General features: G+C 70.9%; 15 protein-coding genes. 11 read left to right on the top strand and 4 right to left on the bottom strand.

Features of this window, described 5'->3' with window-relative positions; genetic code table 11:
• Positions 1–121 precede the first annotated feature (121 nt).
• The 4 genes from JQX13_RS22140 to JQX13_RS22155 all read right to left on the bottom strand — a co-directional run bounded on the left by JQX13_RS22140 (position 122) and on the right by JQX13_RS22155 (position 3504).
• Positions 122–745: a TetR/AcrR family transcriptional regulator gene (locus JQX13_RS22140; RefSeq protein WP_239015009.1), complete on the bottom strand. Its 624-nt coding sequence runs from the start codon at positions 743–745 to the stop codon at positions 122–124.
• 35 nt (positions 746–780) lie between these two features.
• Positions 781–1974, bottom strand: coding sequence for a metallophosphoesterase (locus JQX13_RS22145; RefSeq protein ID WP_203410912.1), 1194 nt, complete (start codon positions 1972–1974; stop codon positions 781–783).
• Between the two features lie 73 nt (positions 1975–2047).
• Complete coding sequence (locus tag JQX13_RS22150) at positions 2048–2953, bottom strand: TIGR01777 family oxidoreductase (RefSeq protein WP_203410913.1); 906 nt, start codon at positions 2951–2953, stop codon at positions 2048–2050.
• Entirely contained in the window at positions 2950–3504 is a 555-nt protein-coding gene (locus JQX13_RS22155; protein ID WP_203410914.1) for a peroxiredoxin family protein, read from the bottom strand. The genes JQX13_RS22150 and JQX13_RS22155 overlap by 4 nt, the downstream gene beginning before the upstream one ends.
• Before the next feature lie 113 nt (positions 3505–3617).
• On the opposite strand from JQX13_RS22155, the gene JQX13_RS22160 reads away from it, so the two are divergent.
• The 11 genes from JQX13_RS22160 to JQX13_RS22210 are packed head-to-tail and all read left to right on the top strand — an operon-like array spanning position 3618 to position 14439.
• Complete coding sequence (locus JQX13_RS22160) at positions 3618–4700, top strand: polyprenyl synthetase family protein (RefSeq protein WP_239015010.1); 1083 nt, start codon at positions 3618–3620, stop codon at positions 4698–4700.
• Between the two features lie 13 nt (positions 4701–4713).
• Positions 4714–6258, top strand: coding sequence for a phytoene desaturase family protein (locus JQX13_RS22165; protein ID WP_203410916.1), 1545 nt, complete (start codon positions 4714–4716; stop codon positions 6256–6258).
• A complete protein-coding gene (locus tag JQX13_RS22170) occupies positions 6255–7280 on the top strand; it encodes a phytoene/squalene synthase family protein (RefSeq protein ID WP_203410917.1) in 1026 nt (341 codons plus the stop codon). The genes JQX13_RS22165 and JQX13_RS22170 overlap by 4 nt, the downstream gene beginning before the upstream one ends.
• A complete protein-coding gene (locus JQX13_RS22175) occupies positions 7277–8599 on the top strand; it encodes a hydroxymethylglutaryl-CoA reductase, degradative (RefSeq protein ID WP_203410918.1) in 1323 nt (440 codons plus the stop codon). Before JQX13_RS22170 ends, JQX13_RS22175 begins: the two co-directional genes overlap by 4 nt.
• Complete coding sequence (locus JQX13_RS22180; protein ID WP_203410919.1) at positions 8596–10053, top strand: phytoene desaturase family protein; 1458 nt, start codon at positions 8596–8598, stop codon at positions 10051–10053. Before JQX13_RS22175 ends, JQX13_RS22180 begins: the two co-directional genes overlap by 4 nt.
• A 53-nt stretch (positions 10054–10106) precedes the next feature.
• Positions 10107–11027 carry a carotenoid 1,2-hydratase gene (locus JQX13_RS22185; protein ID WP_203412162.1) on the top strand — a complete coding sequence of 307 codons (921 nt, stop codon included), beginning with the start codon at positions 10107–10109 and terminating at the stop codon, positions 11025–11027.
• A complete protein-coding gene (locus JQX13_RS22190) occupies positions 11024–12178 on the top strand; it encodes a glycosyltransferase family 2 protein (RefSeq protein ID WP_203410920.1) in 1155 nt (384 codons plus the stop codon). The genes JQX13_RS22185 and JQX13_RS22190 overlap by 4 nt, the downstream gene beginning before the upstream one ends.
• Positions 12175–12558 (top strand): lycopene cyclase domain-containing protein, encoded by a 384-nt coding sequence (locus JQX13_RS22195; RefSeq protein ID WP_203410921.1) that lies wholly within the window; start codon positions 12175–12177, stop codon positions 12556–12558. Before JQX13_RS22190 ends, JQX13_RS22195 begins: the two co-directional genes overlap by 4 nt.
• On the top strand, positions 12555–12902 hold the full coding sequence (locus tag JQX13_RS22200) for a lycopene cyclase domain-containing protein (protein ID WP_203410922.1): 348 nt from the start codon (positions 12555–12557) through the stop codon (positions 12900–12902). Before JQX13_RS22195 ends, JQX13_RS22200 begins: the two co-directional genes overlap by 4 nt.
• A complete protein-coding gene (locus JQX13_RS22205) occupies positions 12899–13582 on the top strand; it encodes a lysophospholipid acyltransferase family protein (RefSeq protein WP_203410923.1) in 684 nt (227 codons plus the stop codon). Before JQX13_RS22200 ends, JQX13_RS22205 begins: the two co-directional genes overlap by 4 nt.
• The gene (locus JQX13_RS22210; RefSeq protein WP_203410924.1) at positions 13579–14439 is read left to right on the top strand and encodes a MerR family transcriptional regulator; all 861 of its coding nucleotides are present in this window, start codon (positions 13579–13581) and stop codon (positions 14437–14439) included. Before JQX13_RS22205 ends, JQX13_RS22210 begins: the two co-directional genes overlap by 4 nt.
• The last annotated feature ends 15 nt before the right edge of the window (positions 14440–14454 follow it).

Raw genomic sequence — 14454 nt, forward strand, 5'->3', positions numbered from 1 at the left:
CCCGCCCGCCTCCACCGTGAGGCGGGCGGGACGGTGAAGTGCTCACGCCCTCCGTGTCACGCAGTCCGGGTGACGCGGGGGGCGTCGTCGTTTCCGGGGGAGGAGAGGGCGCGGGTGCCGCTCAGCGCTTGTTGATGCCGTCCGCCGTCAGCAACAACCACGTCGTGAGGACGGGATCGTACGCCACCGACTCGCGAAACGAGTTCTGGTGCAGCAGCGAGCCCATGAAGCCGCCGAAGACGCTATGCGCGGCGACGCGTGCGTCCACGTCCTCGCGGAACTCCTTCGTCCTGTGCTGGCCGTGGTGGATGATGTTCTCCAGCACCCCCACGTAGACCTCCAGCTTCTCCCGGATGGACCCGGCCACCCGGTCGTTCGTGTACGCCGACTCCACCGCCACCATCCCGAAGAAGATGCCGTACTCCCGGTGGTAGCGCAGGAACTGCTGTCCCCGCCCGAGGAACGCCTCGAGCTGCTGCCGCGCCGTCAGCCGGCGCTGCTCCTTCGACAGCTCGTGCAGCTCCTCGATGGCCGCCAGCAGCAGGTCCTCCTTCGTGGGGAAGTGCCAGTAGAGCGTCCCTGGCGTCATCCGGATGGCCTTGGCCAGCTCCGCCATCGTCGTCGCGAGGATGCTCCGTCGCGCGAAGAGCGTGATGGCGGCCTCCATGATTTCCAACCGCGTCCGCGCCGCACGCTCCTGTTTGAGCTCCCGCTTCGCTGCTGCCTTGCGCATCCCAGTGCGCATTTACCCACCGTGGATGCGCCGCGTCACCTTCAGCCTCAGGCGAGCAGCGTCACCTTGACGATCTCCGGCGGCGCGGCCACTCGCAGCGGCGGGCCCCAGAAGCCCGTGCCCCGGCTCACGTAGATGGAGCGCTCTCCCTCGTGGAACAGCCCGGCGTCGTGCTCCCAGATGGCCGCCACCGCGAGGTTGAATGGGAAGAATTGTCCGCCGTGCGTGTGTCCCGAGAGCTGCAGCCCCATGCCCGCCTTCAGCGCGTGCTCGCGCCAACCCGCGGGCTGGTGCGCCAGCAGCACCGAGGCCCGTGTTGGATCCCTCCCCGCCGTGGCCGCCGCCAGGTCATAGCTGCGCTGGCGCGGGTAGCCCGAGCGTCGCGCTCCCCAATCATCCACGCCCACCAGGTCGAACGAGGCCCCCGGCTCGCCAATGCGCACGTGGCGGTTGCGTAGCACCGTGAGCCCCATGCGCGTGAGCGCGTCGCTCCACTCCTCGTCTCCCGAGTAGTACTCGTGGTTGCCCGTGACGAAGTACGTGCCGTGACGCGAGCGCAGGTCGCGCAGCGCGCCCGCCGCGAAGCCGAGCTCCTCCACGCTGCCGTCCACCAGATCGCCCGTGATGCACACCAGGTCGCCCTTCAGGGCGTTGGTCCGCGCCACCAGTTCGTCCATGAAGCGGCGCTGGATGAGCGGGCCCACGTGGATGTCGCTGAGCTGGATGAGGGTGAAGCCATCCAACGCCCTGGGCAGCCCGGGCAACCGCACCGCCACCTCGTTCACCACCGGCGGGTGGAAGGCGCGCCACACGCCGTAGCTGGCCAGTCCTCCCGTGGCCACCAGCGCCGCTCCGGCCGTCGCCCGGGCGAGGAACTCCCGCCGCTCCTCGGACACGGGGGCCGGAGCCGCCTGTTCCGCGCGCCGGCGCTTCATCCACCCGGAGAGCCTGCGCACGCCGCCCAGCGACAGCACCGCCAGCAGCAGGTAGGTGGCCGCTCCCATCCAGAACCAGCTCAGCTGCGCCACCGCCGCCGTGGCCTCCGAGGGCCACAGGTGCGTCAGCATCCGCGAGCCCAGCAGCGTCGCGGCCAGCAGCGCCATCACCCCCACGCCCACCCTGCGCCAGGCGGGGTGCTTCGCCGTGTCCCGGAAGAGGCGCCGGTACAGATAGATGTGACCGGACACCACCAACAACGCCAGGGGAGCGAAGAAGAGGGCGAATCGCAGCGCGGGAGTCATGAGGCCTTGAATACTTACCGGCGCTCCAGGCGCCGCAACTCCATCGTATGTGAAGAAGCGTGAAGCCGCCCCCTCACCCGAGGAGCGCCCGGAGCGCCCCCGACACCTCGGGGTATTGGAAGGGGTAGCCCGACTCCGTCGCGACCCGGGGCAGCACGCGCTGGCCGCCCAACACCGCCTCGGACATCTCCCCCATCGCCACCTTCAGCGCCAGGGAGGGCACGGGCAGCACCGCCGGCCGGTGCAGCGCCGCCCCCAATGCCCGCGTGAGCTCCGCGTTCGTCACCGGCTCCGGCGCCGTCACGTTCATCGGCCCGCGCAGCTCCGGCTGCTCCAGCGCGAAGAGCAACAGTCCCAGCGCGTCGTCTCGGTGCACCCAGCTCATGTACTGCTGCCCCGAGCCCATGCGCCCGCCCACGCCCCACCGGAAGAGGGGCAGCATCTTCTTCAGCGCGCCTCCCGCCGGGTGCAGCACCACGCCGATGCGTGGCACCACCGTGCGGATGCCCGACGCTGCCGCCTCCAGTGCCTCGGCCTCCCAGGCCCGGCACACCCGCGCGAGGAAGTCCTCTCCGGGCGAGCTGGTCTCCGTCAGCGGCTCCGCGCCCCGGTCTCCGCCGTAGTAGCCGATGGCCGACGCGGATACGAAGTGCCGCACCGTGCCCGCGGCTCGCATGGCCTCCACCAGCAGCCGCGTGCCCACCACCCGGCTGTCATGGATGCGCTTGCGCGCGCGCTCCGTCCACCGCTGGGCCACCGGCTCGCCCGCCAGGTGCACCACCGCCTCCGCTCCTCCCAACGCATCCGGTGACAGCGGCGTGGCCGCGTCGAAGTAGGAGCCCGTCACGCCCGGGGGCAGACGCGCGAGCGTGCGCTTCACGTCGCGCGCCAGCACGTGCACGCCATGGCCCCGCTCCAGCAACCGCTCGACGAGCTGGGGGCCCAGGAAACCACTCGCTCCCGTCACGGCGATCTTCACGGATGAATCCCCGATGGAATGTCCCGGCCGAGCAGGGTAGCGAGCGCCTGGAAGAACGTCTCCATGTCCTCCTCGTCCATGCGTCCCGAGTAGCGGAAGACGACACTCCCCTTGTCATCCAGCAGCAACACCGAGGACGTCTTCTTGGGCAGGCTCCACGGCGCCTCCCCCAGGGTTCCCTTCAGGTCCACGAGAATGGGAATGCCCCACTTCTTCTCCTCGTCGCGCACGTGCGAGAGCGCGATGCCCCGAGCGGGGAAGAAGTCGAACGACTCCAGGTTGGCCACCGCCACCACCCACGCCGCGTCGAGCAGTCCCATCGCCCGGCCCCGGGCGAAGAGGGCCTCCTTGAAGGGCGAGTTGAGTGTTGTCGAGTGTCGGTCCTCGTAGAAGAGAATGACCGGTTTTCCCCGCCAGCGGGACAGCTCCACTTCCTTTCCGTTCGAGCCTCGCAAGGTTGCGTTCATCGGTCCTACCCGCGACTCGGTGGCGAGCGTTGGGCTCGTGGCCAGAACGGCGCTCGCCAGCATGCCTGCAATCCATGTGGTCATCAGGGACTCCCGTGGACAAAGCTTGTACGAACCTTGAACATAGTCTTGACAAGGGCTGGACACAAAGATTACTTCCAAGCTCGAAGGTACCCACCGTTCGGGAGGACAGCTGTATGGGCCCCACGCCTTTCATCGCCGCACCGCCCATGTCGGCTCCCTCGGTGGAGCAGGCGTGGTTGAAGTTGGTGCAGGCCCAGGTGGAAGGCTCGCTCGCCGAGTTGTTGGAGCTGCCGGACGAGGCGGGGTTTGACATTCATTGGACAGAGGCGCTGGGACACGTCCGCGAGTACGTGTTGCGCCCCACCCGGAGGTTGCGCCCGGCGCTGTTGCTGGCCGGCTACTGCCTGGCGCGGGGCTCCGCGGTGGTGCCGCCCGGGCTGTGGCGCTTCGCCGCGGGGTTGGAGCTGCTGCACGCCTTCCGGCTCGTCCATGACGACGTGACGGAGGACACGGTGCTGCGGCGGGGCGGGCTGGCCATGCACCACCTGTTGGGGCCGGGCCGTCCGGGACAGCACCTGGCCGTGGTGGTGGGAGATCATCTCTTCGCTCGCGCGCTGGAGACGATGGTGGGCTCGGAGCTGCCGGGGGCGGCGCGGGCCAGCGAGTACCACCTGCGGCTGTGCCGCTACTCGGCGGTGGGACAGTACTCGGTGCAGCAGGGGGGCCAGGTGCTGGCTCCGGGCGGAGTGCGCCACGCCTTGCGTGTGGCGCGTCTGAGGATGCTGCGCGAGGGCTTCTGCTCGGCACTGGTGTGCGGGGCGATGCTGGCCGGCGCGGACGAGACGTTGCGACTGCGGCTGGCGCGGGTGGGCTGCGACGTGGGGCTGGCCTACGAGCTGCGGCGGGAGCTGGGCGGCCTCTTCGAGGAGCAGCGGGGCGACGACTGGGCCGCGCGCTGCGACTTCACCCAGGGCCGGCGCACCTTCCCGGTGATGGCGGCCTGGTCGCGAGCCCGTCCCGAGAAGCGAGCGGAGTTGGAGAAGCTGTGGGCGCTGCCTCCCGAGCGCAAGGACGAGGCCGCGCTCGCGCGGGCACGCCACCTGGTGGAAGAGGCCGGGGGCCGGATCGCCACCGAGCGTCTGGTGGCGCGGGCCTCGCACAACGCCGTGCGCGCGTTGGCGACGCTGCCCAACCCCCATGGTCTGCGCGACCTGATGCGGTCACTGATCGGCCAGCTGGTCCACCGGATGGCTTGAGAGGAGACGTACCGTGAGCAGTGGCAAGCGACAGGCGGTGGTGGTGGGCGCGGGCGTGGGCGGGCTCGCCGCGGCGGCGCGGCTGGCCCACCAGGGCTTCGACGTCCACCTCTTCGAGAAGACGGAGGGCCCCGGCGGCCGCTGCAACCGCCTCCAGGTGGACGGCTTCACCTGGGACATTGGCCCCACCATCGTGCTCATGCCCGAGGTGTTCCAGGAGACGTTCGCCGCGCTCGGCCGGCGCCTCGAGGACTACCTCACGCTGCTGCGGTGCGATCCCAACTACCGCATCCACTACCGCGACGGCTCGGCCATCACCTTCACCTCCGAGCTGTGCGCCATGGGGCGGGAGCTGGAGCGGGTGGAGCCCGGCAGCTACGCGCGCTACCTGGCCTTCCTCGCGCAGGGCCGCACCCAGTACCGCACCAGCCTGGACCACCTGGTGGGCCGCAACTACGCGGGCATCTCCGACTACTTCGCGCCCTCGGTGCTCAAGAAGATCTTCCAGGTGCGCGCCCACCGCCGCATGTACGCGGACGTCAGCCGCTTCTTCCAGGACGAGCGGCTGCGCGCGGCGATGACCTTCCAGACGATGTACCTGGGTGTGTCGCCCTTCGCGTCGCCCGCGGTGTACGGGCTCTTGCCCTTCACGGAGCTGGGCGTGGGCGTGTGGTTCCCCAAGGGGGGCCTGTATGCCATTCCGCTCGCGCTCGAGAAGGTGGCGCGCGAGGAGGGCGTGCGGCTGCACTACGGCACGCCGGTGAAGCGCATCCTCACCGGGGGGGCGCGGGCCACGGGCGTGGAGCTCGAGGATGGGCAGGTGGTGAAGGCCGACGTGGTGCTGTGTAACGCGGATCTGCCCTACGCGTACGAGAAGCTGCTGGACCCGGGCGCCACCCGGCTCAAGCGAGCGGAAAAGCTTCGCTACACCTCCAGCGGCTACATGCTCTACCTGGGACTCCGGCGCCGCTACGACGGCCTGAACCACCACAACGTCGTCTTCGGGAACGACTACAAGGGCTCGTTCGACGACATCTTCGAGCGCTTCCGCGTGCCGGAGGATCCCAGCTTCTACGTGAATGCTCCGGCCCATACGGACCCGAGCCTCGCGCCGCCGGGCAAGGACGCGCTCTACATCCTCGTGCCGGTGCCCCACCAGCACCCGGGCCTGGACTGGAAGGTGGAAGGCCCCAGGGTGCGCACCAAGGTGCTGCGGCGCCTGGCCGAGCTCGGCTACCCGGAGCTCGAGCGAGACATCGAGGTGGAGCGCGTCTTCACGCCGGATGACTGGGCGTCCACCTTCAACCTGGCCCGGGGCAGTGCCTTCGGGTTGGCACAGAACTTCTTCCAGATCGGCCCCTTCCGCCCGTCCAACCAGGATGCGCGCGTGCGGAACCTGTTCTTCGTGGGGGCCTCCACCCAGCCGGGCACCGGTCTTCCCACGGTGCTCATCTCCGCGCGGCTGGTGGTGGAGCGCATCCTGGCCTGGTCGGGAGCGGCGGACGTGGTGACGGAGCCCCGGAGAGCCGGGCGTGGAGCAATCGAGGAGGCTGCATGAAGGCGCATGACAACACCCTGGTGGCACGTGGTTACGAGATGGCGGAGCGCGTGACTCGCAATCACGCCAAGAGCTTCTTCTTCGCCTCGTTCATGCTCTTCGGTATGCGGCGCAAGGCGGCCTTCGCGCTCTACGCATATTGCCGGCGCCTGGACGACATGGTGGACGTGGCGGACGGAGCGGATCAGGGCGCGGTGCCCGAGGGCCTGGCCGATCGGCTGGTGCGTGCGCGCCGCGCGGTGGCCGAGCTCTTCGTGGAGTCGCCGGAGCTGGCGGATCCACGCATGCCGCCGCCCGCCACGCGCGCGAGCGGGGGAGATGGGCCGTGGGATCCATCGGAGTTCGCCGCCCTGCAGGACGTCATCCGCCGCTTCCGCGTCCCCGAGCAGCCCATGCAGGACCTCATCTCCGGCATGGAGATGGACCTGACGAAGCGCCGCTACGCGAACTGGGCCGAGCTGGACCTGTACTGCTACCGGGTGGCGGGCGTGGTGGGGTTGATGATGGCACCCATGCTGGGCTGTTCGGAGGAGTGGGCGCTCGGGCCGGCGGCGGACCTGGGCCGTGCCATGCAGCTCACCAACATCCTCCGCGACGTGAAGGAGGACCTGGACCGCGACCGCGTCTACCTGCCGCTGGACGAGCTGGCGGCCTTCGGGCTCACGGTGGAGGACCTGCGCCGCGGCGTGGTGGATGACCGGTGGCGCGACTTCATGCGCTGCCAGATCGCCCGGGCGCGCGCCTACTACTCGCGGGCGGCGGCGGGCATCCCCGCGCTCTCCGGCTTCGGCTGCCAGCGCATGGTGAAGCTGATGGGCTCCATCTACGGGGACATCCTGCGCGTCATCGAGCAGAACGACTACGACGTCTTCAAGGGGCGCCTCTCGGTGCCGGGGTCGCGCAAGCTGGCGCTGGCCTCCGCCATCCTGGTGCGGCCGTCGTCGGTGCTGCCCGCGCCGTCCACGCCCGAGGTGAAGGTGCCGCTCCTTCCCACGAGGATGACGACGGGGGTGGGCTCATGAGCGACGACAAGATACAGACGCTGAAGGTGAAGCGCTCCTCGCGCCTGTCGGGCTTCTACCGCCAGTCGCCGGAGCGGCGCCGGACGCGTCTGGTGGAGTCGCGCTGGCTGTCGCCCGAGGAAGCGGAGTCGTGCGCGGGCCTGGCCGGTTTCGACGAGGCCTGCGCGGATGCGATGGTGGAGAACGTCGTGGGCCTGCACGGCCTGCCGCTGGGCCTGGCGCTCAACTTCGTGGTGAACGGAGAGGACCGGCTGGTGCCCATGGCGGTGGAGGAGCCCTCCATCATCGCCGCGGCCAGCTACGCCGCGCGCCTGTGCGCCGAGGGTGGTGGCTTCAGCGTCACGGCGGACGCGCCCATCACCACCGCGCAGGTGCAGCTGCTGGACGTGCCGTCGCTGAGGGCCGCCGAGGCCGCGCTGCGTGTCAACACGGCCGAGCTGCTGGCCGAGGCCAATGGCCACCTGGGCACCATGTGTGCCCGGGGCGGCGGGGCGCGCGAGCTGGAAGTGCGCGTGCTGGACGCCTCCACGCTCGTCGTCCACCTGCACGTGGACACCCGTGACGCCATGGGGGCCAACCTCGTCAACGGCCTGGCCGAGAAGATGGCACCCCGGCTCGCGGCCCTCAGCGGCGGCCGGGCGGGGCTGAAGATCCTCACCAACCTGGCGGACCGCCGCAAGGTGTACGTGCGCGCGACGGTGCCAGCGGCGGCGCTGGCCTTCGAGGGCTTCCCCGATGGCGGGGCGGTGCGTGATTCGATCCTCGAGGGCCAGCTCTTCGCGGAGATGGATCCATACCGTGCCGTCACCCACAACAAGGGCGTGATGAACGGGGTGGACGCGGTGCTGGTGGCGTGCGGCAACGACTGGCGCGCGGTGGAGGCCGGGGCGCACGCGTACGCCTCGCGCTCGGGGGTGTACCGGCCGCTGACCTCGTGGACGAAGGGGCCCGCGGGCGAGCTGATGGGACTGCTGGTGATGCCGCTGGCCACCTCGACGGTGGGCGGAGCGGCGCGCAACCACCCGGGCGTGCGGCGGGCGTTGAAGCTGGCCCGGGTGGAGAGCGCGGTGGACCTGGCGGGGCTGGCCGCGGCGGCGGGACTGGCCACCAACCTGGCGGCGCTCAAGGCGCTGGGGACCGAGGGCATCCAGAAGGGACACATGGCGCTGCACGCGCGGCGGGTGGCCGCGGAGGTGGGTGCGGAGGGCGAGCTGGTGGAGATCGTCGCCGAGCGTCTGGCTCGCGAGCGCATCTACCGGCCGGAGCGTGCGCGGGAGATCCTCGCCGAGGAGGTCCGGCGGAAGGAGGCTGCGCGATGAGGGCCATGCGTGTCGCGGTGGTGGGCGGCGGAATCGGAGGGCTGACGGCCGCCGGGCTCCTGGCGAAGGAGGGCCACGACGTCACGCTCTTCGAGGGAGGCCCTACCCTCGGGGGAAAGGCGCAGTGCGTGCGGGTGGACGGGCTCCAGCTGGACACCGGGCCCACGCTGCTCACGCTGCCGGACGTGGTGAAGGGACTCTTCGAGCGGCTGGGCGCGGCGGACCTGCTGCCCCCCATCACCGAGCTGGAGCCCCAGTGCACCTACCGCTTCGCGGACGGGTGCGGTTTCGTGGCGTACAAGGACATCGAGCGCACCGCGCAGAGCGCGGGCGAGCTGCGTCCCGGTGAGCGGCGCGGCGTGCACGGCTTCTACGCGGAGGCCGAGGCCATCTGGCGGGCCGCGGGCGAGCCGTACCTGGAGGCGCCCTTCGAGGGCATGGCTGGCTTCATGGGCCGCGTGGCGAAGCGGGGCGTGGTGGCCATGGCCCGGGGCATGAAGCTGGCCACGCTGGACGAGCTGGCGCGGGCGCACTTCAAGACGGACCACATGCAGCAGTTCGTGGGCCGCTTCGCCACGTACGCGGGAGCCTCGCCCTACGAGGCGAGCGCGGCCTACGCCCTCATCCCCCACATCGAGCGCGCGTACGGCGTGCACCATGTGCGGGGTGGCATCGGCGCGCTGGTGGACGCGCTCGGGGCGGCGGTGAAGCGCCTGGGCGTGAAGGTGCACCTCAACGCCCGCTCCCACTACACGCGGGACGCGCGGGGCTACCAGGTGGGGCCGCGAGGGGACGAGGAGCACTTCGACTCGGTGGTGGTGAACGCGGATCCGCTGGACACGCTGGGGCGGGGGAGCGAGCCCCTGTCGCTGTCGGGCTACGTGCTGCTGCTGGAGGTGGACGGCCGCCCGCCGCTGCCGCACCACACCGTCCTCTTCAGCCGGGACTACCGCCGCGAGTTCGACGAGCTCTTCGGCGGGCAGCTCGCCAATGAGCCAACGGTGTACTTCTGCAACCCGTCCGCGACGGATCCAACGGTGGCGCCTCCGGACAAGACGGGCCTCTTCGTCATGGTGAACGCTCCGGCGCTGCCGCGTGAGCCGGGCGCGTACGAGCGGGCGGCGGCCGCGTGGGAGCTGCAGGCCGAGCGGGTGAAGGCGCAGATGTTCGACAAACTGCTCGCGCACTACCCGGAGCTGCGGGGGCGCATGCGGGTGGTGGGGCAACGCACGCCGGTGGACCTGGCGGCCCTGGGCGCGCCGGGGGGCTCCATCTACGGCTTCCTGCCGCACGGGAAGTTCGGCCCCTTCCGTCGGCCGCGCATCCGGGGTTGCACGCCGGGGCTCTTCTTCGCGGGTGGGGGCACGCACCCCGGAGGCGGGGTGCCGCTGGTGATGCTCTCGGGCCGCTTCGCCGCGGAGATGGCGTCCGCGCACCTGCGGAGGAGCGCATGAGACGTCTGGAATCCCTCTCCACCCCGCCGGTCGCCCCGAAGGGCTACCAGTGGATGAACGAGCTGCCAGCGCTGCCGGACAGTCCGGGAGCCTACCGCTGGTTCTACGCCGACGTGACGGCGGGGGAGTACAGCGCGGTGTTCATCTTCATGGTGGGCTCGCTCTTCTCGCCGCGCTACTCGGCGCGGGTGAAGCGGGGAGCGCTTCCGCTCGAGCACTGCGCGGTGAACTTCGCGCTGTACCACCGGGGCGTGCGCCGACGCTGGGTGCTGAGCGAGTACCCACAGGCCTCGGTGCTACGGCAGGGCCGGGAGCTGCGCATCGGCCGCTCGCGGCTGGAGTACGCGCCGGACGGCATGGTGCGCATGGAGGTGGACGAGCGGTGCGCGCCCCTGGGCGGTGCGGTGCGGGCCCGGCTGGTGCTGGAGCCCCAGGTGCCGGCGGCGGAGGAGCTGCAACTCGTGCCGGGACTGCCACACTTCTGGAGGGTACTGGCGCCGCGTGCCAAGGCGCGCCTGGACGTGCTCTCGGAGGGCGTGTCGGTGGAAGGCATCGGCTACCACGATGGCAACCATGGCGCGGAGCTGCTGGGCGCGCGGTTGCCGGGGTGGCACTGGGCACGCGTGCACGGGCCGGAGGAGACGGTGGTGGACTACCACCTGCCCGGCGGCGTGGCGCCCCTGCGGGTGACGGCGGGCGCGCTGGGGACGAAGTCCGAGCGGAGGCCCCTGCTGTCGGAGGCGCGGCCGACGAGCCTGACGGGCTGGGGCCTGCGGGTGCCGGCGCGGCTGTACTCGGGAAACACGGTGGTGGGGGCGCCGCGGTTGCTGGAGTCCTCGCCCTTCTATGCGCGGATGGAGGCTCGGCGCGAGGGGCTGGACGTAATGGGGGAGGTGGCGGACTTCCGGCGTTTCCACTCGCCCTTCATCCGCTGGATGGCGCACTTCCGCACGCGCGTGGAGCGTGCGGCATGAACGCGCTGGAGGCCATGGGCCTGGGCTGGGTGGTGCTGGCCGGGGGTTTCAGCGCGGTGGCCCTGGGCCGCCTGTCGCGACGCCTCCGTCCGGTGGAGCCCACGCGGGTCCCGGTGCTGCTGCTGCGTCCGGTGGACGCCCCCACGGAGCGGGAGCTGGAGAACCTGTCGAGACCCATCGACTACGCGGGGCCGCTGGAGCACGTGGTGCTCTCGCCTTCGAGGCCGAGGCTGCCGGAGGGCGTGCGCTGGCTGCGGAGCGACCCGGTGACACCGAACCGGAAGGTGGGGCACCTGCTGAACGGGCTGGAGACGCTGCCGCGAGACGGACGGGTGGTGCTGGTGGTGGACGCGGACGTGGCGGTGACGGGAGCGCTGGTGGAGGGCCTGGCGGGGCCGGTGGCGGCGGGGGCGGCGCTGAGCACGGCGGTGCCGACGCCGGTGGGCGAGCGGGGACTGGCGGACCGGGCGGTGGCGGGGCTGCTGCGCCGCACGCACCACAGCTTCCGGGCGTTGCACGTGATGAGCGCGGGAGCGAAGTCGGTGTGCGGCAAGGCGCTGGGGTTGAGCGGGAGGGCGGTAGCCGAGCTGAGGGAGCTGGCGGACCACCTCGGCGAGGACCTGGAGCTCTCCAAGCGGTTGCACGCGAAAGGCCTGGACGTGGAGTTGTGCGAGGCCCCGGCGGTGGTGCCGATGGCACCGGGCACGTGGAGCGCGGCGCTGGCGCGTTTCACGAGGTGGATGCAGGTCCTGGTGAGCCACCGGCCGGGGCTCTACCCGACGGTGCCGGTGTTCTTCACGCCGACGTGGCCGCTGTTGGCGTTGAGCCTGTTGGCGGGCTCGCGGTGGCTGTCGATGGGAGTCGCGGCGCTCCTGACGATACGAACCCTGTTGTCCTGGCGTCTGACGGTGCTCAGCACCCCTCGCCCCCTGGGAGAGGGACGGGGTGAGGGTATATGGAGCGCCCCCGTGAACCCCGCGGTACGCCACGTGGCACTGGACTGGCTCTTGGGCGAGGCCCTGCTACTGGCCGCGTTCCTCTCTTCGCTGGTGAGGCCGTCGCGGGTGACGTGGCGTGGGCGCACCTACGCATTGCACTCCGGGGGCCGCATGTCGCCGGTCTGGACGGAGCTGAGTGGAGGACGGGGATGACCTACGCACGTTTCCTGGGACTGTTCGTCGTGCTGCCCATCCTCCTGCAGTTGGTGCGCTACCGGCGCACGTTGTCGTGGAGGGGACTGGCTCCCATGGGACTGCTGCTGGTGGTGGTCTACGCGGCGACGTCGCCGTGGGACAACCTGGCGGTGAAGTGGGGGCTGTGGGGCTTCGACCCGGAGCGCATCTGGGGCATCAAGCTGGGCTACCTGCCGTTGGAGGAGTACCTCTTCTTCGGGCTGCAGACGCTGCTGGTGGGCCTGTGGGCGCGCGAGCGGCTGCGGCGGGTGCTGGAGGCGCCCGAGCCGAGGAAGCAGCAGGCGCCGGCGACCGGTACCCGCGAGCCCCGAGTGGATGCCGAGGAGGTGGCGTCATGATGGAGACGCGCTGGGCGTACCTCATCCACCTGATGGCGTGGGCGGTGCCCTTCATCGTGTTGCAGCTGGCGGTGCTGGTGCACCACTTCCGGGGCCGGACGTGGGCGGTGTTGCGGGCGGTGTTGCCTCCGGCGCTGGTGGTGGGCTCCTATCTGGCGGTGGCGGACCATCTGGCCATTCGCGAGGGCATCTGGAACTTCGGTGAGGGCAAGCACCTGGGCGTGTACGTGGCCGGGGTGCCGCTCGAGGAGATTCTGTTCTTCCTGCTGACGAGCATCATGGTGTCGCTGGGGCTGACGCTCTTCACGGTACTGCTGTCGCGGCGGGAGGCGCGTGTGCCGTGATACGCGCGGCCAAGGGCGGACTCTTCGGGCGGGTGCTCGACGCGTATGTCGGGTGGAAGTTCCGGTCGGCGTTCCGCGGGCTGTGGGTGCGTGGGGTGCTGCCGGGAGGAGAGGACGCACGGCTCGTGTACGTGAACCACTCCAACTGGTGGGACGGCTTCGTGCTGCACCAGGTGGGCCGTGTGGCGGGCTGGGACACGTACTGCGTCATGGAGGAGCAGAACCTGGAGCGCTATCGCTTCCTGGCGCGGATGGGAGCGTTCAGCATCCGCCGGGGCGAGTGGGCCTCGTCGCTGGAGACGCTGCGCTACGCGGGCCAGTTGCTGAGCAAGCCACGGGCGGCGGTGTGCATCTTCCCGGAGGGGGAGCTGCGCCCCTTCGGGGTGCTGCCGTTGCGGCTGGAGCGCGGGGTGGAGCTGTTGGCGCGGGTGGGGAAGGTGGAGTGCCTGCCGCTGGCCATCCGCTACACCTTTTTCGAGCATGAGCGGCCGGACGTGCTGGTGGAAGTGGGGACGCCGCACCCGGCGGGGGCACTGGCGCGCTTCCAATCGGAGCTGGAGTCGGCGGTGCGCCGGCTGACGGAGGTGACGAGCCTGGAGGGCTTCACCCGGGTGGTGTCGGGAGGCAGGGGCGTGGCGGAGCGCTGGGACGCGGTGCGGGGGAGGGCGCCTTCGGCATGATGCTGCGCATCCGAACCATCGCCCGGCTGACGGGCATCCGCGAGGCCACGCTGCGCGCCTGGGAGCGGCGCTATGGCTTCCCGCGCCCGCACCGCAACGAGAGCAACTACCGCGTCTACACCCGCGACGAGGTGGAGAGCATCCGCCGGGTGGCGAGGCTCATCTCCGAGGGACTGGCGGTGAGCGAGGCCATCGCCCAGGTGCAATCCACTCCGGTGGGCGCGCTGCCGGTGCGCGAGCGGCTGGAGGAGCGTTTCTGGTCGGCGGTGATGGTGCTGGATGGGGACGCGGCGGACCGGGTGCTGGGCGAGGCCCAGGCCTCCATGGAGGTGGAGCCCTACGTGGACACGCTGCTCATGCCGCTGCTCAGGGAGATGGGGCAGCGGCTGGACATCGCGCGGGAGCACCTGGCCTCGGCGCTCATCCGCCAGAGACTGCGGGCCTTGTTGCTGGCGGGGGACTCGCGCCCGGACGGGCCCCGGGTGGTGCTGGCCTGTCCCGAGCGGGACACGCACGAGGGGGGTCTGCTGGCGCTGGGGCTGCACCTCAAGCGCAGGGGGTGGCGGGTGACGCTGTTGGGGGCGGACACGCCGGCGGAGGCGTTGCACGCGGCGTGTCAGCAGGTGCGACCGGAGTTGGTGGCGCTCTCCAGCGTGCGCAAGAGGGAGTCCGAGGAGCTGCGGCAGGTGTTGCAGGCCGCCGTGGAAGCGTGTGCTCCGACGCTGGTAGTGGTAGGAGGCCCTGGAGCGCGCGAGCACCTGAAGACCATCTTCAGCGTGGGGGCGCAGTACGCTGAATCCACGGAGGAGCTCGTGGCCCTCTGGCAGCAGGCGAGAGGCGCGTCGAACCGAACTTGAGGTGGGCGGGAAGGG

The sequence above is a fragment of the Archangium violaceum genome, from assembly GCF_016859125.1.
Taxonomy (GTDB): domain Bacteria; phylum Myxococcota; class Myxococcia; order Myxococcales; family Myxococcaceae; genus Archangium; species Archangium violaceum_A.

Bases quoted from the DNA above. Each gene is read 5' to 3' on its own strand.
- JQX13_RS22140 (WP_239015009.1), bottom strand. From the start codon at position 745: ATGCGCACTGGGATGCGCAAGGCAGCAGCGAAGCGGGAGCTCAAACAG.
- JQX13_RS22145 (WP_203410912.1), bottom strand. From the start codon at position 1,974: ATGACTCCCGCGCTGCGATTCGCCCTCTTCTTCGCTCCCCTGGCGTTG.
- JQX13_RS22155 (WP_203410914.1), bottom strand. From the start codon at position 3,504: ATGACCACATGGATTGCAGGCATGCTGGCGAGCGCCGTTCTGGCCACG.
- JQX13_RS22160 (WP_239015010.1), top strand. From the start codon at position 3,618: ATGGGCCCCACGCCTTTCATCGCCGCACCGCCCATGTCGGCTCCCTCG.
- JQX13_RS22170 (WP_203410917.1), top strand. From the start codon at position 6,255: ATGAAGGCGCATGACAACACCCTGGTGGCACGTGGTTACGAGATGGCG.
- JQX13_RS22175 (WP_203410918.1), top strand. From the start codon at position 7,277: ATGAGCGACGACAAGATACAGACGCTGAAGGTGAAGCGCTCCTCGCGC.
- JQX13_RS22180 (WP_203410919.1), top strand. From the start codon at position 8,596: ATGAGGGCCATGCGTGTCGCGGTGGTGGGCGGCGGAATCGGAGGGCTG.
- JQX13_RS22185 (WP_203412162.1), top strand. From the start codon at position 10,107: ATGAACGAGCTGCCAGCGCTGCCGGACAGTCCGGGAGCCTACCGCTGG.
- JQX13_RS22190 (WP_203410920.1), top strand. From the start codon at position 11,024: ATGAACGCGCTGGAGGCCATGGGCCTGGGCTGGGTGGTGCTGGCCGGG.
- JQX13_RS22195 (WP_203410921.1), top strand. From the start codon at position 12,175: ATGACCTACGCACGTTTCCTGGGACTGTTCGTCGTGCTGCCCATCCTC.
- JQX13_RS22200 (WP_203410922.1), top strand. From the start codon at position 12,555: ATGATGGAGACGCGCTGGGCGTACCTCATCCACCTGATGGCGTGGGCG.
- JQX13_RS22210 (WP_203410924.1), top strand. From the start codon at position 13,579: ATGATGCTGCGCATCCGAACCATCGCCCGGCTGACGGGCATCCGCGAG.